19 protein-coding genes are annotated in these 20,412 nt (G+C 70.9%); 14 read left to right on the top strand and 5 right to left on the bottom strand.

The features are described from left to right. The first annotated feature begins 13 nt into the window (after positions 1-13). The 4 genes from ISU10_RS06855 to holA all read left to right on the top strand — a co-directional run bounded on the left by ISU10_RS06855 (position 14) and on the right by holA (position 5,100). A complete protein-coding gene (locus ISU10_RS06855; protein ID WP_194695637.1) occupies positions 14-886 on the top strand; it encodes a DegV family protein in 873 nt (290 codons plus the stop codon). Between the two features lie 78 nt (positions 887-964). Continuing rightward, positions 965-1,759: a ComEA family DNA-binding protein gene (locus ISU10_RS06850; protein ID WP_194695636.1), complete on the top strand. Its 795-nt coding sequence runs from the start codon at positions 965-967 to the stop codon at positions 1,757-1,759. Beyond that, positions 1,756-4,044: a ComEC/Rec2 family competence protein gene (locus ISU10_RS06845; protein WP_370864879.1), complete on the top strand. Its 2,289-nt coding sequence runs from the start codon at positions 1,756-1,758 to the stop codon at positions 4,042-4,044. The genes ISU10_RS06850 and ISU10_RS06845 overlap by 4 nt, the downstream gene beginning before the upstream one ends. A 51-nt stretch (positions 4,045-4,095) precedes the next feature. Continuing rightward, on the top strand, positions 4,096-5,100 hold the full coding sequence (holA, locus tag ISU10_RS06840; RefSeq protein WP_194695635.1) for a DNA polymerase III subunit delta: 1,005 nt from the start codon (positions 4,096-4,098) through the stop codon (positions 5,098-5,100). Positions 5,101-5,154: 54 nt separating this feature from the next. On the opposite strand, the gene rpsT is transcribed toward holA, so the two are convergent. The 4 genes from rpsT to ISU10_RS06820 form a co-directional block, all read right to left on the bottom strand. After that, positions 5,155-5,415: a 30S ribosomal protein S20 gene (gene rpsT, locus ISU10_RS06835; RefSeq protein ID WP_194695634.1), complete on the bottom strand. Its 261-nt coding sequence runs from the start codon at positions 5,413-5,415 to the stop codon at positions 5,155-5,157. 204 nt (positions 5,416-5,619) lie between these two features. Then, complete coding sequence (locus ISU10_RS06830; RefSeq protein WP_194695633.1) at positions 5,620-6,531, bottom strand: protein kinase family protein; 912 nt, start codon at positions 6,529-6,531, stop codon at positions 5,620-5,622. Positions 6,532-6,563: 32 nt separating this feature from the next. Beyond that, entirely contained in the window at positions 6,564-7,499 is a 936-nt protein-coding gene (locus ISU10_RS06825; protein WP_370864878.1) for a phosphotransferase, read from the bottom strand. Positions 7,500-7,523: 24 nt separating this feature from the next. After that, entirely contained in the window at positions 7,524-8,195 is a 672-nt protein-coding gene (locus ISU10_RS06820) for a Crp/Fnr family transcriptional regulator (RefSeq protein ID WP_194695632.1), read from the bottom strand. A 110-nt stretch (positions 8,196-8,305) separates the two neighbouring features. On the opposite strand from ISU10_RS06820, the gene ISU10_RS06815 reads away from it, so the two are divergent. From ISU10_RS06815 to ISU10_RS06770, 10 genes are all read left to right on the top strand, one after another. Beyond that, positions 8,306-9,949 (top strand): MFS transporter, encoded by a 1,644-nt coding sequence (locus ISU10_RS06815; protein WP_194695631.1) that lies wholly within the window; start codon positions 8,306-8,308, stop codon positions 9,947-9,949. Between the two features lie 10 nt (positions 9,950-9,959). Further along, entirely contained in the window at positions 9,960-10,592 is a 633-nt protein-coding gene (locus ISU10_RS06810) for a GAF domain-containing protein (protein ID WP_194695630.1), read from the top strand. Further along, the gene (locus tag ISU10_RS06805; RefSeq protein ID WP_194695629.1) at positions 10,589-11,404 is read left to right on the top strand and encodes a S8 family serine peptidase; all 816 of its coding nucleotides are present in this window, start codon (positions 10,589-10,591) and stop codon (positions 11,402-11,404) included. Before ISU10_RS06810 ends, ISU10_RS06805 begins: the two co-directional genes overlap by 4 nt. Before the next feature lie 111 nt (positions 11,405-11,515). Next, the gene (locus tag ISU10_RS06800) at positions 11,516-11,836 is read left to right on the top strand and encodes a hypothetical protein (RefSeq protein WP_194695628.1); all 321 of its coding nucleotides are present in this window, start codon (positions 11,516-11,518) and stop codon (positions 11,834-11,836) included. Between the two features lie 146 nt (positions 11,837-11,982). Next, positions 11,983-13,851: a translation elongation factor 4 gene (lepA, locus tag ISU10_RS06795; RefSeq protein WP_194695730.1), complete on the top strand. Its 1,869-nt coding sequence runs from the start codon at positions 11,983-11,985 to the stop codon at positions 13,849-13,851. After that, positions 13,848-14,747 carry a GNAT family N-acetyltransferase gene (locus tag ISU10_RS24060; RefSeq protein ID WP_194695627.1) on the top strand — a complete coding sequence of 300 codons (900 nt, stop codon included), beginning with the start codon at positions 13,848-13,850 and terminating at the stop codon, positions 14,745-14,747. Before lepA ends, ISU10_RS24060 begins: the two co-directional genes overlap by 4 nt. Further along, positions 14,744-15,640 (top strand): aminoglycoside phosphotransferase family protein, encoded by an 897-nt coding sequence (locus tag ISU10_RS06785; RefSeq protein ID WP_194695626.1) that lies wholly within the window; start codon positions 14,744-14,746, stop codon positions 15,638-15,640. The genes ISU10_RS24060 and ISU10_RS06785 overlap by 4 nt, the downstream gene beginning before the upstream one ends. Continuing rightward, complete coding sequence (locus ISU10_RS06780) at positions 15,640-16,860, top strand: glycoside hydrolase family 32 protein (protein ID WP_194695625.1); 1,221 nt, start codon at positions 15,640-15,642, stop codon at positions 16,858-16,860. Before ISU10_RS06785 ends, ISU10_RS06780 begins: the two co-directional genes overlap by 1 nt. A 44-nt stretch (positions 16,861-16,904) precedes the next feature. After that, positions 16,905-17,438, top strand: a complete 534-nt coding sequence (locus ISU10_RS06775) for a sigma-70 family RNA polymerase sigma factor (protein WP_194695624.1) — start codon at positions 16,905-16,907, stop codon at positions 17,436-17,438. Continuing rightward, a complete protein-coding gene (locus ISU10_RS06770) occupies positions 17,435-18,142 on the top strand; it encodes an anti-sigma factor family protein (RefSeq protein ID WP_194695623.1) in 708 nt (235 codons plus the stop codon). The genes ISU10_RS06775 and ISU10_RS06770 overlap by 4 nt, the downstream gene beginning before the upstream one ends. A 30-nt stretch (positions 18,143-18,172) precedes the next feature. Here ISU10_RS06770 and ISU10_RS06765 read toward each other — a convergent pair whose 3' ends face one another. Next, positions 18,173-20,320, bottom strand: a complete 2,148-nt coding sequence (locus ISU10_RS06765; protein WP_370864876.1) for a CDP-alcohol phosphatidyltransferase family protein — start codon at positions 20,318-20,320, stop codon at positions 18,173-18,175. Positions 20,321-20,412: the final 92 nt, after the last annotated feature.

The raw sequence follows: 20,412 nt of genomic DNA, 5'->3' as shown, positions 1-20,412 counted from the left end.
TACTCTCGGCGGCATGCCGGTCGCCGTGGTCACCGACTCGACGGCCAGCCTGCCCTCCGCGGTGGTGGCCGAGCGCGGCATCGTCGTGGTGCCGTTGCAGGTGGTGATCGGCGCGCAGGTCTACGACGAGGTGCTCTCCGACGGCGCCACGGACGGTGCGACGCCGGCGATGGTCGCCGAGGCGCTGCGCGAGTTCCGACCGGTCTCGACCTCGCGGCCGACGCCGAGCGCGCTGCTCGAGGTCTACGAGCGGGCCGCGGCCGATGGGGCCACCGAGATCGTCTCGATCCACCTGTCCGGAGAGATGAGTGGCACCTTCGAGTCGGCCCAGCTGGCCGCCAGGGAGGCCTCGATCCCGGTGCACGCCGTCGACAGCCGGCAGGTCGGGGTGGCCACCGGGTACGCCACGTTGTCCGCCGCCGACGTGATCGCTGCGGGAGGTACGGCGGTCGAGGCTGTCGAGGCCGCCCGGCGGCGGGCCGCGTCGGCGACGTCGCTGTTCTACGTCGACACCTTGGAGTACTTGCGGCGGGGCGGCCGCATCGGTGCGGCTGCAGCGATCTTCGGGGGTGCCCTGTCGGTGAAGCCGCTCCTCAAGATCGCCGACGGCAAGGTCGCCAACCTCGAGAAGGTACGCACCGCCGGCAAGGCCCTCAACCGTCTGGAGTCGCTGGTCCTCGAGGCTGCGGGGGACCAGCAGGTCGACGTATGCGTGGCTCACCTGGCCAGCCGCGAGCGAGCCGAGCTGCTCGCCGAACGACTGGCCGAGGAGCTGGCCGACAACCTCGGCGGCCGTGAAGTGTGGTGCACGGAGCTCGGAGCCGTGCTCGGGGCTCATGTCGGCCCCGGGATGGTCGCGGTCTGCGTGGCCCCGTTGCTGTCCTGACGCCTGTCTGACGGGTTGTCCACAGGCGCGGCCGGAGCCGGTGGCGGCCCGGCTCGCGGTTGCCTACGGTCACGGGTCATGGCTGGCCGATCCGGGAGGCGAACCGTGCTCGACGAGACCGTCGCGCGGCGGCTCGCGCTGCTCGGCGCCGAGCTCGACCGCGCCAAGGGGCTGACCGCAGCGCCGCCCGCGGGTGGCGACGGCGAGGCCGCGCCGCGCGCCGCCGTACCCACGCCCGGACGTCATGCCGCGCCCGGGCGGCTCACGCTCAGCGCCGCCCAGGTCGCGGTGGTGGGCACCTTGGTCATCACCCTGATCGGGGCCGGGGCGTGGTGGCTGGGCTCCGGCGACGAGGCTCGGGTCGCCCAGCCCGTCGCTCCCGCGACCGGCAACCTGGTCAGCGTCTCGACCGCCCCTGCGGTCGCCGGGGACGCGTCCACGGCGGCCGCCTCGGTGACCGTGGACGTCGCCGGGAAGGTACGCCGTCCCGGCATCGCCGTGCTCGACGCCGGTTCTCGCGTGGTCGACGCGCTCGAGGCTGCAGGCGGCGCGCGTGCAGGCGTCGACCTGACGGCACTCAACCTGGCCCGGGTGCTCGTCGACGGCGAGCAGATCCTGGTCGGCGTCGACCCGCCGAGCGGTGTCGCGGCCACAGCGACAGGGAGCGGTGCGCCGGTGCCGACGCAGGTCAACCTCAACACCGCCGACCAGGTGGCCCTCGAGTCGCTGCCCGGCGTCGGTCCCGTGACCGCCCAGGCCATCCTCACCTGGCGCAGCGAGCACGGGGCCTTCACCTCCGTCGACCAGCTTCTCGACGTGGACGGGATCGGCGAGGCGACGCTGGCCAAGCTCACGCCCTACGTGACGCTGTGACGCCGACCCGGTCCGTCCCCGACCTCCGTCTGCCGCTGCTCGGGCTCGCGGCGTGGATGGGGGCCCTTGCGGTCAGGTGGGAGCCCGTTGCGTCCTTCGGGGCGCTGGCCGCCGTCGTCGCTGCCGTGCTCTCGATCTCTCTTGCCGGAGTGCGGTGGCCGCGGCGGCGACGAGCAGCACTGACGGCTGTGGCGGTGCTGGTCGTCGGTGCCGGCGTGGGGGTCGTCGCGGTGACGCGGCTGCAGGCAGTCCGGGACGGACCCGTTGCCAGGCTGGCCGAGCAGAGGGCTGTGGTCACGCTGACTGCGCGGGTGACTGACGATCCGGCCCGCATCGCCGGCCGCTTCGGGGACCAGGTGCTCGTCCGCGTCGAGGTCAGCCATCGCCAAGCAGTGCTGGTGTTCGGTGACACCACCTGGGAGCGGGTGGCCATCGGCGAGCGGGTGCGGCTCACGGGGCGGCTCGCGCCCAGTGACGACGACGAGGTGGCGGCCACGGTGAGCCCGCGGGGGCCACCCGTCCGCACCGCTGCCGCGTCGCTGGGGTGGCGGGCCTCAGAGGCCCTGCGCACCTCGATCAGGCAGTCCGTCGCCCACCGTCCCCAGGCCCAGGCCGCCCTCGTGCCAGCCTTGGTCGACGGCGATGACACCGACCTGCCCACCGAGCTCACCGAGGACTTCCGCACGACCGGGCTGACGCACCTCACCGCAGTCTCCGGCACCAACCTCACCTTGGTCGTCGGCTTCCTCCTCGTCGTGGCGCGATGGGCTGGGGTGCGGGGTCGATGGCTGGCCGGGGTCGGCGCTGCGGGCATCGTCGGCTTCGTGCTGCTGGCCCGCACCGAGCCGAGCGTGCTGCGGGCGGCTGCCATGGGCGCCGTGGCCTTGCTCGGCCTCGGGCGAGGCGGCTGGCATCGCGGTGTGCGGGGCCTCGGTGCCGCCGTGGTGGTGCTCTTGCTGCTCGATCCCCGGCTGGCGGTGCAACCCGGCTTTGCGCTCTCTGTGCTGGCCACCGGTGGCATCCTGCTGGCCGCGCCCGCGTGGCGCGACGCCATGGGTCGCTGGCTGCCGCGCTGGCTCGCGGAGGCGGTCGCCGTACCAGCCGCCGCCCAGCTGGCCTGCACCCCGCTGGTCGCCGCCATCTCCGGGCAGGTCAGCCTCGTCGCGGTGCTCGCCAACCTGCTGGTGGCGCCGCTCGTTGGTCCCGCGACGGTCCTCGGCCTGCTTGGCGGGCTGGTGGGGTTGGCATCCGATCGGGCCGCGCAACTGGTCGGCATCCTCGCCGGCTGGTGCGTGGCCTGGATCATCTGGGTGGCACAGCGCGGCGCGACTCTTCCCGGCGCCGTCTTCGAGTGGTCCACAGGCGCCGGCGCACTGGCCATCTTGGCGCTGGCCAGCCTGGCAGTGATGCTGGTCGGCCCCTACCTGCTGCGGCACCGCGCGATCGGGGTGGCGGGGTCGGTGCTCGTCGTCGCGGTGGTCTGGTTCGGACCGCCGACACCGAGATGGCCGGTCGACGGATGGGTCCTGGCTGCCTGTGATGTCGGGCAGGGCGATGCCCTCGCCGTCCGGGTCGGGCCATCCTCCGCGGTCGTGGTCGACGCGGGGCCTGATGGTCGCTCGGTCGACGGGTGCCTGCGCCGGCTCGACGTGAAGCGGGTGCCACTGCTCGTCCTGACGCACTTCCACGCCGATCACGTCGACGGGATCGCCGGTGTGCTCCGGGGGCGCAGCGTCGATGCCGTAGAGGTCACCAGGCTCGCTGACCCGCCCGGCGGGGTGGCCGAGGTCGAGCGAGCTGCCCGCGGTGCCGGGCTGACGCCAGCGGTGGCGCCCTACGGCGTGACCCGCAGCGTCGGTGACGTCACGCTGCAGGTGCTGTGGCCGCGGCCCGACTCTCCGGCGGTGGGGCCGGGCGACGGCAGCACCGCCAACGCGGCGAGCGTGGTGCTGCTGGTCGAGGTGGCCGGCGTCCGCCTGCTGCTCACCGGAGATCTCGAACCTCCGGGTCAGGCCGCCCTGGCCCGGGCGCTGCCCGGCCTGCGGGTCGACATCTTGAAGGTGCCTCATCACGGCAGCCCGCACCAGGACCTCGACTGGCTGGAGTCCCTGGGCGCCCGGTTCGCCGTCGTCTCAGTGGGAGCCGACAACGACTACGGACACCCCGCCCCACAGGTGCTCGAGGCGCTGAGCGGCGCCGGCACCGAGGTGTTGCGCACCGATCGGGATGGAGACGTGCTGTTCGCTGTGCGCGGCGGCCGGCTCGTCGCGCTGACGCGGGACTGACGCGGGACTGCGGACTGCGGGTGTCGGAGCGATATGACAGGCTCAGCGTCGATGAACGCACGAACTCGCGGTCCGCGGGCCGAGGACGTCTTGGGCAGGGTCACCCTGGTCACCGGCAAGGAGGAGTTCCTCAACGAGCGCACCGTCGTCGCGGTCAGGGAGGCCGTGCGCAGGCACGACGGTGAGGCCGAGCTGTCCGAGACCCAAGCGGCCGGTCTGACGCTGGCCGAGCTCGGCGAGCTGTCGGCCCCGTCGCTGTTCTCCAGCACGCGATGCGTGGTCGTCCGAGGCCTGGAGAACCTGCCCGACGAGTCGGTGGAGGAGCTGCTCGGCTACGCCGCGGCGCCTTCCGAGGACGTCGCCCTGGTGCTCGTGCACGGTGGTGGGGCCAAGGGCTCAGGCGTTCTGACCAAGCTGCGCAAGGTCGCTGCGGTGACCGAGGTCAAGTCCGAGGAGCTGCGGCCCTCTGACTACCCGGGGTTCCTGACAGAGGAGGTGCGCCACCACCACGCCAGCATCGACAAGGAGGCGGCGGTGTTCCTGGTCTCGGCCGTGGGTCAAGACCTCCGCTCGCTCGCCGCCGCGGCTGACCAGCTGACCAACGACTTCCCCGAGGAGGTGCTGACGGTCGAGAAGATCCGCAAGTACTTCGGGGGGCGTGCGGAGGCGAAGTCGTTCGCGGTCGCCGACGCCGCGTTCTGGGGGCGTCGACGCGAGGCCCTCGAGGAGCTGCGCTGGGCCATCGACGGCGGCACGGCACCCGTGCTGGTCACCTCCGCGTTCGCCGGCTCGGCTCGCGGGCTGGCTCGCTACAAGTCCGCCCAGCGCGGCATGCGGGAAGCCGACCTGGCCCGCGAGGTGGGGGTGCCGCCGTGGAAGCTGCGCACCATCCGTGACCAGTCACGTGGGTGGTCGGATCGGGCGATCGCCCACGCGATCCGCGTGGTCGCGCAGGCCGACGCAGACATCAAGGGTGCGGCCAGTGACGCTTCCTACACCCTGGAGCGGATGGTGCTCACGATCACCGGGCTGCGCGATGCGCCGGGCTCTGAGTGAGAAACACAACGACCCGCCCGAGCGGTTGCTCAGACGGGTCGGGGTCGGGCTGGCTCAGAGAGTGGCAGCCTTCTTGAAGATGGCCGACTTGCGGTTGGCGGCCTGGTTCTTGTGGATGACGCCCTTGGACGCAGCCTTGTCGAGCTTGCGGCCGGCGTCGCTGGCCAAGACGATCGCGGTGTCCTTGTCGCCGGCCTCGGCGGCCTCACGGAACTTGCGCACCGCGGTCTTGAGGCCGGACTTGACGGCCTTGTTGCGCTGGTGACGCTTCTCGTTCTGCTTGTTCCGCTTGATCTGGGACTTGATGTTCGCCACTTGGTGAGCCTCTTCGGTCGTGACTGGACGGGGATGAAGACGATGGGCGGGACGCTGCGACCCTGCGATCACGGCGCACACACGCGAGGAGCCACGATACCGGAGGCTCTCTGACCGACCAAAACGACATCGGCCCAGGTCAGATGCCCACGTCAGATGTCCAGGTCACATGTCCAGGTCAGATGTCCAGGTCAGACGTCCAGGTCAGATGTCCAGTCGTCGAGCGGCGCCCGCCAGCATCCGCCGGGACATGGCGATCCGGAAGTCCATCAGGGTGGGCAGGTTCACGTCCACTGCCGTGTGAGCCCGCCAGGCGAGCATGGTGGCGAACCCGACGAGCCACGCATCCACGGCGACGTCACCGGCGGCGACCAGTGCGGGGGAGGAGCTCAAGGAGGCGTCGAACCACGGATCCTCGACCCGCTCGAGCCTGGCCAGGAGCGGGTCGACCCAACGCGGCCCGAGCGAGGTCCCGCCCCAGTCGAGGAAGACCAGCTCACCGGTCGGACGCTCCAGGAGGTTGTCGCTGCGGATGTCGAAGTTCACCAAGCGCACCTCGTGGTCGGCCAGCTCGCGGACGAGCGGCTCCCAGGTGGCCGCGTCGAGGCGGACCCACTCCGGCAGCAGCTCCGGTGGGATGTCGCGCGCCCGCCCCACCGCATCGGCCCAGCTGTGGAACTGCCGACGCAGGTCACCGAGTCCGCCGTTGTCCGGATCGGGTGCCGGCGGGTCCGGCACGCGCTCGGTCAGCACCTGGCCGAGTCTCTCAGTCTCGCGGAGCAGCAGGCTCATCGTGGCGTCGTCGTCGAGGTTCGGATGCTCGCCTTCGACGTCCTCGAGCATGACGGCCACCCAGTCGCCATCGTCGTACGACGACAGCTTGCCGGCCCACAGCTCGTGGCGGCCGACCAGGTCGAGTGCGACGACCTCGCGCCGGAAGAGCAGCGGCGTCATCGGGTTCAGCTCGAGCCCGACCGCCTTGACGAACGCGCACTGGCCGTCGGCACCGACCAGCCGGGTGGCGCAGCCCGGCGACATGCCCCCGACCTGGTCGTGGGCCTCCACGACAGGTGAGCCGAGCTCGCCTTCGGCCCAGACGCGCACGTCCGCGGGCATCGCCGTCCAAGGTGCGCGGACGCCGACGGCCCTCACCAGCCGCGCCGTTCGCAGAGCCAGGCCCAGACGACCTCGCCCTGCCAGCGTTGGTGGTCGCGCAGGTGCGGCGAGGTGAGCGGCACCGGATCATCAGCGGACTTGAGGAAGTAGCCGGCGACCAGGGCCAGGACGCTGTCGATGTCGTCGGCCGGTACCCCGCGCGTCAGGGGCCGGCTCGCGAGCACCGTGTCCACGTCGACGCCGTCACCCCGCGGACCGATCAACATGAACAACGAGTCGAGCCAGGCGGCCCCCTTGGTCGGCCAGTTCCAGTCGCAGAACACCGCTGACCCGTCCGGGCGTACCAGCATGTTGTCGTCGCGCACGTCGGTGTGCACCACGGTGTCTCCGCCGGCGACCTCCGCGAACCGGGCCGCCAGCGCCGCAGCCTCGTCAGCGTGCGGGAGGGCCAGCCGGGTCAGGGAGTCGAGCTGCCAGTACGCCGGCCACGATGCCACCTCGTCGGCGAACGGCTCCAGGGACATCTCGTCCGGCACCGGGGTGAGCTCGCTGGCGACCACCTCCAGTGCGTCCATCGCCGCGTCGAGGTCGGCCTGCCGCCACGGCCGGTGCGGCGAGCGAGCCTCGACGTACTCGATCCCGAGCACGACCCAGTCGCCCTCCTCGACCCAGAGCAGGCGCGGGGCCGGGACCGTGGTCGGGAGAGCCCGGAGCTTGCGCGCCTCCTCGCGGTAGGACTCGGCGAACAACCGCTGCGCCTTGGTCGAGGCCGCCTTGACGAAGTGACGGCTGCCGTCGGCGCAGGTGAGCACCGACGCGAAGCCCGGGGTGAACCCACCGTCTTGCGATGCCGCGTCGACCACCGGGGACCCGCAGCGCTCCTCGACGAGCGCGCGGACTGCCGGAGGCAGGTGCGGCCAGGTCAGCCGCCGGGCGGTGCGACCCAGCGGAATCGTCGTGGGGATCACACGACGGATCCTCCCCTACAGGGGTCAGTCACCCATGCGCCGCAGGGCGGCGACGTCGCTGACGATGATCCGCCCACGGCTCAGCTCGAGGATGCCCTCGTCGACGAAGCGTCGCAGCACCTGGTTGACCGATGGACGGGTGCCGCCGACCAGCTCGGCCAGCTCGTCTTGGGTCAGCGGGATGGTCACGGGGGCGACGGGCGCCTGGTCCTGGCTCCCGAAGGTGACGGTGAGCGCGGCCAAGCGGCGTACGACGCGGCGCTCCAGCGGGTCGTACATGGCTTCGAGCAGCTGCGCCGAGAGCTCGTCGACGCGCTGGGCGAGCAGGCGGCTCACCAGCGCCTCGAGCCGCGGGTTGCGCTCGCGGAGGTCGTGGAAGACGGCGGCCGGGATGCTCAGGGTGCGGACCGGTTCGATCGCCACGACGCTCGCGGTGCGCCGGCTCTCCTCCTGGGTGAGGAGGGAGACCTCGCCGAAGTGGGAGTCGGGACCGAGGATGTTGACGATCGCGGTGTCGCCGGAGGGTCGCGTCACCCTGATCGCCACGCGCCCGTCGAGCACGATGTGGAAGGTCTCGGACTTCTCGCCCTCGCTGACCAGGGCCTCGCGCCGGGCGTAGTTGTTCACCTTCGATGCGCGGAGGAGCTTCTTGGCGTCCTCGTCGGGGAGGGATCTGAGCACTCTTGGTACGTCCACGGCGACCAGTGTGCACCGCGTTCCCGTGTGAACTGTTCGCCAGCGAACACGGCCCAGAAAGTGGTGGCAGGGCCGCGCGGGGGCTCTACGCTGCGTCCGGGGGTGGTCGCGTGAGTGCAGCGAGCGGCGCCGCGCAGCTGAGGGCGTCGGTGACGACCGTCTTCGCCAACCCCGGACTTCGCCGGATCCAGCTGGCGTTCCTCGGCTCGGGACTGGGCGACTGGGCCTATGCGACGGCCGTCACCGTGTGGGCCTACCACGACGGCGGAGCCACCGCGGTGGGTGCCTTCCAGGCAACCCGCTTCATCCTCGCGGCGATCGCCGGACCCGTCGGCGCGACGATCGCCGACCGGATGTCTCGGCGTACTTTCATGATGATCTCCGACGCCTCGCGAGCCGTGCTGGTGGCCGCCGCCGCCGTCTGCGTCAGTGCGGGCCTCGACGTGGCGGTCTACGCCCTGGCCCTGCTGGCCGTCATCGCGGGTGCGCCTTTTCGCGCTGCCCAGGCCGGCCTGGTCCCCCAGCTGGTCGACGACCCTCGCGTGCTCACCTCGAGCAACGCGGTCGCCTCCAACATCGAGAACGTCGTCATCTTCGTCGGTCCCTCCATCGGCGCTGTGCTGGTCGGCACCGTCGGCGTGGAGGCCGCCTTCTGGCTCAACGTGGCGACCTTCGTCTGGTCCTGCTGGCTGATGTACGGAGTCCACGTACTTCCCCGCCCATCCAGGCAGACCGCGGAGGACGGCGAGGAGCCCGGCGTGCTGCGCGAGACCCTCGGCGGCGTGCGCCTGATCGCGACCGATCCCGACCTGCGCACGACCGCGGTGCTGGCCGCGCTGCAGGGCGGCCTGTTCGGTGCCCTGACGGTGCTCAACGTGATCATCGCCATCGAGATGCTGGACTCCGGGCCCGCGGGGGTCGGACTGCTCCAGGCCGTGATGGGCCTCGGCTCGATCGCCGGCGGCGTCGTCGTGCTGTCCCGCGTCGCCCGGCAGGCCGTCGCCACCGACATGGCGGTCGGGGTGGTGGGTTGGGCGGTGCCGTTCCTCCTGCTGGCGATCTACCCGTCGGCGCCGACCGCTGTGCTCGCGTTGCTCGTCGTCGGGTTCATGGACCCCTGGGTCAACCTCGGTCTCGACACGTTGCCCCAGCGGCTGTCCGAGGAGCGGGTGATGTCGCGCGTGTTCGCGACCATCGATGCCTCCCTGATCGCCTCGATGTCGATCGGCTCGGTCATCGCACCGGTCCTGCTGCACCTCGTCGGGCTGCGGACCACGCTGGTGGTGCTCGGTGTCGCGGTCGTCGTCTACGCCGCCGCGAAGCTGCCGCGGATGAGACGCCTCGACCAGCGGCTCTCGGCGCCCGCCGACACCGAGCTGCTCGCAGCGGTGCCGATCTTCGCGCCGTTGCCGTCGTCCTCGGTCGAAGGGCTCGCCAAGGCGAGCACCCGCCGGCACGTCCCGGCCGGCCAGGCTGTGGTCACCGAGGGTGAGGCAGCCCATGAGTTCTTCCTGATCGTGTCGGGGGAGGTCGAGGTCACCCAGGGTGACCAGGTGCTGCGACGCGAGGGCCCCGGGGACGTGTTCGGCGAGATCGGCCTGCTGCGCGACGTACCTCGTACGGCGACGGTGACGGCAGTGACCGATGTCGACCTGGTCGTCGTGGATCGCAAGGCGTTCCTCGAGACCGTCACCGGGACCGTCGAGTCGCTCCGTGCGGCAGAGGACCTGGCGTGGCGGAGGCTGGCTGTGTGACCCTGCCCACGTGACAAGCGTGATCGCACCCGGGTACGACCCGGCACTCGGCAGGTCGGTCGAGGCGGTGCGCGCCTTGTTCGCCGCGGCCGCCTGCTCGGTGGCTCTGGTAGACGACGAAGGTGGAGAGCTGAGGTTCGTCGCCTCCGACGGCGCGGGCGCCGAGGAGATCGTGAGCGTGAGCATCCCGGTCTCACGTGGCATCGCCGGCTGGGCGGCGATGTCGGGGCAGCCCATCGCCGTCCGCGACGTCCAGGCCGACCCGCGGTTCGCCCGGGACGTGGCCGAGTCGACGCGCTACGTGCCGTCCTCGATCCTCGCCGCCCCGATGATGGACGGCGACGGCGATGTCGTGGGGGTGACCTCGGTGCTCGACCCGTCGGTCGACGAGGCGAGCGACTGGACGCTGCACGTCCTGGGCACTCTCGCCAGCCACATGGCCATGTTGCTTCGCCCAGAAGCCGTCCCGGAGGCCGGCCCGTCGGGCGGCTCGACCACGGACCCGGCACTCGACGGGCTCGGGCGTGACGTGCTCCGCCTCGTGGAGGCCTGGCAATCGGCTGGGCAATCGGCTGGGCAATCGGCTGGGCAATCGGCTGGGCAATCGGCTGGGCAATCGGCTGGGCAGTCCGGAGTGAGGTGAGCACGGGTCCGGCCTGGTCCGGGGCGTTCGACCGCGGAGCGCTCCAGGAGGTCGTGGGCCTGCCCGTCGCGGAGGTGCGTGAGTGGGCCTTCGGTGGCAGCACGGGCGGGGGCGTGCGGGTAGCGGTGATCGACAGCGGCATCGACGCGGACCACCCGCGAGTGGGCGGGGTATCGGGCGGTGTCGCCTTCCATCTCGACGCCGAGGCCGAGCTCGGCTACGTGGAGGACGAGGGTCCGCACGGCGACCTCGTCGGTCACGGCACGGCGTGCGCAGGCATCATCCGGGCGATCGCGCCGGACGCCGAGATCTACAGCGTCCGGGTGCTCGGCGCCAACCTGAAGGGGCGTGGTGCGCTCCTGCACGCCGGCGTCGAGTGGAGCGTCGAGCGCGGCATGCACGTGGCCAACCTGTCGTTGTCCAGCAAGGCCGAGGCCATGTTCGGCCCACTCCACGAGGTCGCGGACGAGGCCTACTTCTCGGGCACCGTCCTGGTCTGTGCGGCCAACAACCTGCCCGGTCCGACGTACCCCTCGCAGTACGCCTCGGTGATCTCCGTGGCCTCCAGGGCGGGCGCCGAGTCGATGGGGCTGGCCTACAACGCCCACCCGCCGGTCGAGTTCGGGGCTCGAGGCATCGACGTCGACGTCGCGTGGGCCGAACACGGGTCGATCACCGCGACCGGCAACAGCTTCGCGGCGCCCCATGTCACGGGCATGGTGACGCTGATGCGGAGCAAGCATCCGTGGCTGACGCCGTTCCAGGTCAAGGCGGTGCTGCACGCCGCCAGCGACAATAGCCTCAGCGGGTGAGGCGCCAATCTGCGCGCTGTGTCAGCGTGCTGACAGACGGATGGTCACGCGCGGGGCAAAGTGGCCACCATCCAGACCCGGACAGGGTCGGGACAAACAGGGAGGCAAGTCATGAGTGAGCAGGGCAACGAGTTCGAGCAGGACGTCCAAGGCCACAAGGCCGGACTGACCGACGACATCGACGACGTCGAGGGCCACCGCCTCAAGCAACTCGAGGGCGACGACGACGTGGAGGCGCACCGCCTCAAGCAGATCGATGGCGATGACGACGTCGAAGCTCACCGCAACCGTCCGGACCGCAACCGTCCCGACTTCATGGCCGACCGCAACCGACCCGACCTCCTCGAGGAGGACGACGTCGAGGGCCACCGCATCATCGGCAGCAACGTCCAGCCGCCCCGCGACACCGACCTCGGCGGCAGCGAGCGCTGACGGCCGACGACCAACGACCAACATCGCCGGAGGGGGTCCGGACCGAGCCCTGGCGAGCCGTGTGGGGCGGCTCACCAGGGCTTGACCCTGTCGCCTGAGGGGGGACCTCACGACCGGCATGGAAGACTTCGACCGTGCTCCAGTCCATGCCCGGCCAAACCGACCCGGCACTGATCCGCAACTTCTGCATCATCGCCCACATCGACCACGGCAAGTCGACGCTGGCCGACCGGATGCTCCAGCTGACCGGAGTGGTCGACGAGCGCAGCGCCCGTGCGCAGTACCTCGACCGCATGGACATCGAGCGCGAGCGCGGCATCACCATCAAGAGCCAAGCCGTCCGGATGCCGTGGACGGTGACCGACGAGGCGGCTGCGGAGCACGGCATCGAGTCGGGGCCGGGCAGCTACGTGCTCAACATGATCGACACGCCTGGTCACGTCGACTTCACCTACGAGGTCTCGCGCAGCCTCGAGGCGTGCGAGGCCGCCGTACTCCTCGTGGACGCGGCCCAAGGCATCGAGGCGCAGACGCTGGCCAACCTCTACCTCGCCCTCGGCGCCGACCTCCACATCATCCCGGTGCTCAACAAGATCGACCTGCCGTCGGCCCAGCCCGAGAAGTACGCCGCCGAGCTGGCCGGCATCATCGGCTGCGACGTCGCCGACGTGCTGCTCACCTCGGCCAAGACCGGTCTGGGTGTCACCGAGCTCCTCAACGAGATCGTCAAGCAGACGCCTGCGCCCGTGGGCGACGCCGATGCTCCACCGCGGGCGCTGATCTTCGACTCCGTCTACGACACCTACCGCGGTGTGGTCACCTACGTGCGCGTCGTCGACGGCAAGCTGAGCCATCGCGACCGGATCAAGATGATGTCCAACGGCGTCGTCCACGAGATGCTCGAGGTGGGCGTGATCAGCCCCGAGCCGGTGAAGACCAAGAACCTGGGCGTGGGCGAGGTCGGCTACCTGATCACCGGCGTGAAGGACGTGCGGCAGTCGCGGGTCGGCGACACTGTCACCAGCCAGCACCACGGCGCGACCCAGGCGCTCGCGGGCTACAAGCACCCCAACCCGATGGTCTACTCCGGCCTCTACCCGATCGACGGCGACGACTATCCCGACCTGCGTGACGCGCTCGAGCGGCTGCAGCTCAACGATGCGGCGCTCGCCTACGAGCCGGAGACCTCGGGCGCGCTCGGCTTCGGGTTCCGGTGCGGCTTCCTGGGCCTGCTCCACATGGAGATCGTGCGCGAGCGGCTCGAGCGCGAGTTCGACCTCGACCTCATCTCGACCGCTCCCAACGTCGTCTACGAGGTGCTGATGGAGGACGGCTCGGTCGTGGAGGTGACCAACCCCAGCGAGTACCCCAACGCAGGCAAGATCGCCGAGGTCCGCGAGCCGGTGGTCAAGGCCACGATCCTCAGTCCCTCCGACTACATCGGCACGATCATGGAGCTCTGCCAAGCCAAGCGCGGAAGCCTCGAGGGGATGGACTACCTCTCCGAGGATCGCGTCGAGATGCGTTACACCCTGCCGATGGGCGAGATCGTCTTCGACTTCTTCGACCAGCTGAAGTCGCGCACCAAGGGCTATGCCTCGCTCGACTACGAGCGCTCCGGTGACCAGGCGGCCGACCTGGTCAAGGTCGACATCCTGCTGCAGGGCGAGCCCGTCGACGCGTTCAGCGCGATCGTGCACAGGGACGCCGCCTACTCCTACGGCGTGATGCTGGCCGGGAAGCTCAAGGACCTGATCCCGCGCCAGCAGTTCGAGGTGCCCATCCAGGCCGCCATCGGCGCCCGGGTGATCGCCCGCGAGAACATCCGTGCGATGCGCAAGGACGTGCTGGCCAAGTGCTACGGCGGTGACATCACCCGCAAGCGCAAGCTGCTGGAGAAGCAGAAGGAAGGCAAGAAGAGGATGAAGATGGTGGGCCGCGTCGAGGTCCCCCAGGAGGCCTTCATCGCCGCCCTGTCCACGGGGCCTGCACCGGAGAAGTCCGGCAAGAGGTGAGGCAGCCGCTCTCCGACTCGCGCCCTCGCGCGGTCGCGGTGGTGGAGCGCGACGGGAAGGTGCTGGTGATCCGTCGTCACCTCGACGGGCGCGACTACGCCGTGCTGCCCGGCGGCGGCATCGAGGACGGCGAGACCCCTGCCGAGGCAGCGGTACGTGAGCTGCGCGAGGAGTGCACGCTCGACGGGGAGGTGGTCCAGCTGCTGATGGAGGCAGACCACGGCGATCGCCAGGCGTTCTACTACCGCGTGACCGGTGTCGAGGGTGAGCCGGTGCTGGGCGGTGAGGAGGCCGCCGTTCAGGACGAGACGAACCAGCACCACCCGATGTGGGCGAGCCCGAAGGACCTCGAGCTGATGGGGCTGCTTCCCGAAGGCCTCGTGGACCTGGTGGTCGGCTGGCTGTGGCCGCTGAACGTGCGCCGCGCCGAGACCGACGACGACTGGCTCGTCGAGCGGCTGTGGCAGCTCTACGCCCACGACCTCTCGGAGTTCCGCGGCACGACGCCCGCACCCGACGGCACCTTCGGGCGCGGCCACCTCGGCTGGTACGACCGCGAGGATCCCGATCGTGCCTGCTACCTGGCCAGCCTCGGAGACCGGCCCATCGGGTTCGCGCTGGTGCGGGGACTCACCCACGGCCCCAGGTCGATGGGGGAGTTCTTCGTGGCGCGATCCGCGCGTGGCGCCGGCCAGGCGCGGACCTTCGCCGAGCAGGTCGTCAGGATGCATCCCGGCGCCTGGCAGATCGCCTTCCAGGAGGAGAACGTGCGGGCCGCGAAGTTCTGGCGCCGGTTCGGGGCGGACGTGCTTACTGACGTCGCCGAGGAGCTGCGTGAGGTGCCTGGCAAGCCGCACATCCCACCCGACGTGTGGCTGAGCGGCACCTTCCGATGAGACTCGACCTGCCAGACGGCGTTGTGCAGATGCGCGAGCGTGGCGAGGACTGGGCGGCATGGGTGGACCGGCTCCCTCGCCTGGTCGCCGACCTGCTCGACGAGTGGTCCCTGACGGTCGACGGCGCGCTGATGCACGGCTTCTGCTCGCTGGTCGTGCCGGTCCGCACCGACGACGGCCGCGCCGCGGTGCTCAAGCTGCACGAGGACATCGACGACGAGTCCGAGTTCGAGGCGCTGGCGCTCCAGCGTTGGCACGGGAACGGGACGGTCCTGCTCTACCGTGCCGACCCCCGCCGCTGGGCGCTGCTGCTCGAGCGGCTGCAGACCCGCGACCTGACCTCGGTCCCGGTTCTCGAGGCCTGTGAGGTGGTGGCCGGGCTCTACCACAGGATCCACGTGCCGGCGCTTCCGCAGCTACGCACGATCACCTCGTACGTCGAGCGCTGGACCGACGACCTCGTGGCACTGCCCGCCGAGGTGCCGATCCCGCGGCGGATGCGCGAGCAGTGCGTCTCACTGGCGCGCGACCTGGTCGCCGATCCGGCATCGGTGGGCGTGGTGATGCACGGCGACCTCCACTACGAGAACGTGCTGGCCGGTGATCGCGAACCATGGCTGGTGATCGACCCCAAGCCGATGAGTGGCGACCCGCACTACGAGCTGGCGCCGATGTTGTGGAACCGGTGGGACGAGCTCGGGGATGACCGCCGGTTCGGCATCCGCAGACGCTTCCACACGCTCGTCGACGCGGCCGGACTCGACGAGCATCGGGCGCGTGACTGGGTGATCGTGCGGATGGTGCACAACGCGTCGTGGGCCGTCATCGACGGCGACCCCGATGACGACTACCTGACGATGTGCTTCACGATCGCCAAGGCGGTGCAGGACTGATGACGAAGCGGCCCCGACTCCACTTCGCCGCCCGCCGAGGCTGGATCAACGACCCCAACGGACTGGTCCACCATGAGGGCCGCTGGCACCTCTTCTTCCAGCACAACCCCCATGGCGACCACTGGGCCGACATGAGCTGGGGCCACGCCGTGTCGAAGGACCTGGTCACCTGGGACGAGCGCCCGGTGGCGATCCGCCAGGACCTCGACCTGGACGGCGACCCCGTCGAGTACGTGTTCTCCGGATCCGCAGTCGTCGACGGCGGCGACCTCGTCGCGATCTACACCTCCGTGTCCCTGCCCTCGACCCCCGAGCGGCCGGGCCTGCAGACCCAGCACCTCGCGCGCAGCGCCGACGGTGGCGAGACCTGGGTCAAAGATGACCACAACCCTGTCCTGGACCGGGGCTCCTCCGACTTCCGCGACCCCAAGGTGATCCGCGACGGTCAGCGTTGGCTGATGGCGGCCGTCGAGGCGGTCGACCGCAAGGTGGTCCTCTACGCCAGCGACGACCTGCGGCACTGGCACCTCCTCAGCGAGTTCGGCGACCCGTCGCTCGACGCAGGTCCCTGGGAGTGCCCTGACCTCTTCCCACTCCGAGTGGAGGGCAGTGACCGGGAGCGCTGGGTCCTGCTGGTGAGCGTGCTCCTGGGCGCGCCGGGCGGCGGAAGCGGGATGCGCTACTGGGTCGGCGACTTCGACGGCACCACCTTCACGCCCGAGCGAAGCGACTGGCTGGACCTCGGCCGCGACTGCTACGCGGCCGTCACGTGGAACGGCGCTCCTGACGGCCGGCGCGTGATGATCGGCTGGCTCGACAACTGGGACTACGCCCACGTCACGCCCTCGTCGGGCTGGCGAGGGGCGATGACGCTGCCGCGAGATCTCTCGCTGGTCGACACCGACTCCGGGCCGGTGCTGCGCCAGACGGTCTCGCCCGAGCTGGCGGACTGCGACCACCTCGACGTGGTGGTGCGGCCCGGTGAGCCGCTCAGCCTGCACGGCGGTGCGCTGACCATCTCCTACGAAGACGCAGCCGGCGAGCTGGTCGTGGAGCGGGCCGGCTCGGAGTTCAGCGAGAAGTTCGCCGCCACGTCACGGGTCGCGCTGCCGGCCCCGGACGGCGGGGCGAGAATGCAGGTCTGGGTCGACACGTGCTCGGTCGAGGTGTTCGCCGACGACGGCAGGCTGGTGCTCACCTTCCTGGTGTTCCCACACTGAACCGAAACGCCCTCGCTGACGTTTTCGTGGGTGGAGGAGGTGACATGGTCCAGTCGGAGTCGAGTCCCGTCGCGCTCATGCAGCAGCTGCACGACGAGCATGCCGGCGCGCTCTGGGGCTACTGCCTGCGCCTGACCGGCAACGACCGCGCACACGCCGAGGACCTGCTTCAAGAGACTCTGCTGAGGGCGTGGCGTAGCTCGCGCCTGCTCGACGACTCCCGCGGATCGGTCCGCTCCTGGCTGTTCACCGTCGCTCGCAACCTGGCCATCGACGAGTGGCGAACCCGCCGCACCCGCACCGAGGTCGCGGTGGCGGAGCTGCCCGAGCCTGTTGTCGGCGGGCAGGCCGGCCGCGACCACACCGACCAGCTGCTGCTCTCGTGGGTGGTCTCCGACGCGCTCTCGCGGCTCAGCGAGGACCACCGGGCCGTGCTCATCTGCTGCTACTACCGAGGCATGTCGGTCGCGGATGCCGCCCGCCAGCTCGACGTACCCGAGGGGACCGTGAAGTCCCGCACCCACTACGCCCTGCGCGCACTGCGTCTGGCCCTCGAGGAGATGGGGGTGACGGCATGAGCGAGTGCTCGCTGGCGCACTCGGACGCGGCCTACGTGCTGGGCTCCCTGTCGCCGGCCGAGCGGCTCGACTACGAGCGGCACCTGCGCGACTGCGAGCCCTGCCGTCGCGCGGTGGCCGCCCTGGCCGGGATGCCGGGACTGCTTGCGCGGGTGCCGCGCGAGCAGGTCGAGGCACCGCTCCCTTTCGAACCACTGCCCGAGACCGTGCTGCCGGCCCTGGTCGCGACCGTACGCCGGGAGCAGCGTCGCCGGGGGGTGCTGGTGACGCTGGGCGCGGCCGCCGCCATCGCCGTGGTGGCGCTGGGCGCGACCGCCCTCCAGGCCGCGCGTGACGACGGCCAGACGCCGGTGGCCGAGCCCCCCAGCGCGTCCGAGACCGTCGCGGCCTCGGTGCCGATGAAGGTGCTGCTCGACGACGGCGTGAGCGCCGACGTGTCCTTGACCCAGCGGGACTACGGCACCGAGGTCTCCTGGATCTGCCGCTACGCCGACCAAGGCAGCGACTACAGCGGGGGTCATGCCTACCGCTACAACCTGGTCGCCTACACCCGCGACGGCGGCAAGGAGGCGATCGGCAGCTGGTTGGCCACGCCGGGACATACCTACCCGGGGTCCAACACCGTCGCGGTAGACCTTGCCGACATCACCAAGGTCGAGCTCCAAAACGACCATGGCCAGGCGATCTTGCGGCTGAGGCTCTAGCCCCCGTCCGCCCCGACAACCGGAGAACGATCAGCCGGAGAAGGCGGCGAGGAACCTGTCGCGGAACCCATCCATCCGCCACTCAGGGGCGCCGTCGTGGGGCCGTAGCCCGTCTTGCCAGCCCCAGCTCTTGATCTGGTCGAGCACGGTCGGGTCGCTGGCGATGACGCTGACCGGCACCGCGTGGCCGGGAGTCGTGCCCGACACCGTGGTCACCGGCCAGTGGTCGCCCAACGTGATCACGACGAGGTCGTCGTCCTGCTGGGCCCGCTGCTCCAAGAACGTGGTCAAGGCGTCGAGTGAGTACTGCAGCGACCGGACGTACGCCGCCCTCACCAGGTCCGCCGACCGCCAGGTCTCGTCGCGCTGAGGACCCTCGTCCTCCATGCCGTCGAAGACCGAACCGTCGCCGAGCTCGGCCGGGTCGACCATCCGTGGCAGCGGCACCCACGGGTTGTGCGAGGACTCCAGGTCGATCTCGGCCATCACCGGACCCCGACCCGGACGGTCGAGCTCGAGCCGCTGGAACTGCTCCAGCGCGAACTGGTCGGGCATCCGGCCGTATCCGAACCTCGGGCCGCGGTAGTCCATGTTGGTGAGGTCGTGCAGCGCCTGCCACCGATAGAACCGCTGCCCCTCGGGCCAGGGCTCGGTGTCGGCCGGGATCATGCCCACCGATCGCCAGCCGGCCTTGCCGAACGCACTGCTCAAGGTCAGCCGGTCATGGCCGAGCAGCAGGTCGTAGGTGCCCTGGTTGTCGATCCAGAGCCCCGACTGCATCGTCGAGTGCGCCAGCCAGCTCATCGCCCCGAAGGTGGGGGAGGTGAGGAAGGCGCTGCGGGTGCTGTAGCCCGCGGCATCGAGCCGCTGACTGTAGGCGTCGACGCTGTCGCGCAGCTGACCCGACGTGGGCAGGCCGTCGAGCGCGACCCGCCCGTAGCTCTCCACGAACACGAGGAGGACGTCCTTGCCGCGCAGCGCGGACAGCAGCTGGTCGGCGGGCACGTCGGCGTAGTCGTCGTCGGCGATCGCCTGGGCCAGGGCAGCGCGCTCGCGGAGCCGCTCGCGGACCTCGGTCACGTGGGTCGAGGCCAGGTCGACGGCCGTCGCGGCAGCGAGTGGCTCACCGGGCACAACGCGCACGCCGGTCACCGCGCCCGCCCCCCAGGCCAGCGCGAGCACCAGCAGCACGGGTACGGCGACCGGGCGGTGTTCGCGAGCGAGTCCAGCGGCGCGGCGCACGGCGTACGGAACGAGCACGAGGATCGCGAGCATCGCGACGACCGCTACGACGGTGACGGTGTAGGCGTTGGCGGTGCCGAGTGCGTCGCGGAGGAAGGAGACGCCTGCTCCGACGTACACCGGGTCGCCCAGAGGGTCGAAGCGACGCGCGAAGGCGACCGAGATGCCGATGTCGAGCAGCTTGAGCAGCGCCACCACCCCCACCACCGCGCCGGCTCCGGTCGCCAGCCACGAGGCGGGCCGGGAGGGCAGCAGCAGGACGAGGCCCACGAGCACCAGGCCCTCGACGGGGATGCGGGCGAAGGCCGCGGGCGAGAGGTCGCCGATCTCGTCGGGGGCGACGAGCACCGCCCAGACCGCGAGCAACGCCAGCACACCGGTCAGGCGGGTGACCCACACCTGCGTGACATGAGGTCGGCGCACTCGCCACAGGTCCCAAGCCTCGTGGGCGAACGACTCGGTCAGCAGGGCGAGGGCCACCAGCAAGGCGGCGGTCGTGACCGGTTCGGGGAGCAGCCCCGAGGCGGCGACCACGAGGACGATGCCCTGGAGAGCGGCGACCACCTTGCACCACGGACGTGGGGGCGCCTGGCCCCGCAACCAGACCAAGGGCAGCTTCGCGGCGAGGAAGACGTAGCGAGCCAGTCCGATCGCCAGCACCCACAGGCCGAGGTCGCGGGCGACGTAGCTGCTGAGGACCAGCAGCAGTGCCGCGTCGGTCTCCATGTCGAAGCGTGCCCCGAACCGGCTCGCCGTCCCGGTCCGCCGAGCGACGCGACCGTCGAGGGCGTCGGTGAGCAGGGCGACCGCCGCAACCGGCACGACCGTCGTGGCTGTGGCGCCCTGCGCGACGAGCACGGCGAGGACGACGGTCAGGACCGCTCGGATGCCGGTGATCGCGTTCGCCGCCCCCCACCGGTGGTGAACCGCTCGCACGCCGCCTCCGTGTTCCTCTCCGGGTGTCATGTCCTGCCGAGATCGCTACCTTCTCCTCACACGGCGGCGCTTGCCGTTCGGTTCACTGGAGT

This window comes from Nocardioides agariphilus, assembly GCF_015352445.1.
In the GTDB taxonomy this organism is placed as follows: Bacteria; Actinomycetota; Actinomycetes; order Propionibacteriales; family Nocardioidaceae; genus Nocardioides; species Nocardioides agariphilus.
This window is presented reverse-complemented; position numbering and strand designations above follow the sequence as displayed.

Bases quoted from the DNA above. Each gene is read 5' to 3' on its own strand.
- ISU10_RS06785 (WP_194695626.1), top strand. From the start codon at position 14,744: ATGAGACTCGACCTGCCAGACGGCGTTGTGCAGATGCGCGAGCGTGGC.
- ISU10_RS06830 (WP_194695633.1), bottom strand. From the start codon at position 6,531: ATGCCCGCGGACGTGCGCGTCTGGGCCGAAGGCGAGCTCGGCTCACCT.
- lepA (WP_194695730.1), top strand. From the start codon at position 11,983: ATGCCCGGCCAAACCGACCCGGCACTGATCCGCAACTTCTGCATCATC.
- holA (WP_194695635.1), top strand. From the start codon at position 4,096: ATGAACGCACGAACTCGCGGTCCGCGGGCCGAGGACGTCTTGGGCAGG.
- ISU10_RS06850 (WP_194695636.1), top strand. From the start codon at position 965: ATGGCTGGCCGATCCGGGAGGCGAACCGTGCTCGACGAGACCGTCGCG.
- ISU10_RS06770 (WP_194695623.1), top strand. From the start codon at position 17,435: ATGAGCGAGTGCTCGCTGGCGCACTCGGACGCGGCCTACGTGCTGGGC.
- ISU10_RS06780 (WP_194695625.1), top strand. From the start codon at position 15,640: ATGACGAAGCGGCCCCGACTCCACTTCGCCGCCCGCCGAGGCTGGATC.
- ISU10_RS06800 (WP_194695628.1), top strand. From the start codon at position 11,516: ATGAGTGAGCAGGGCAACGAGTTCGAGCAGGACGTCCAAGGCCACAAG.
- ISU10_RS06855 (WP_194695637.1), top strand. From the start codon at position 14: ATGCCGGTCGCCGTGGTCACCGACTCGACGGCCAGCCTGCCCTCCGCG.
- ISU10_RS06775 (WP_194695624.1), top strand. From the start codon at position 16,905: ATGGTCCAGTCGGAGTCGAGTCCCGTCGCGCTCATGCAGCAGCTGCAC.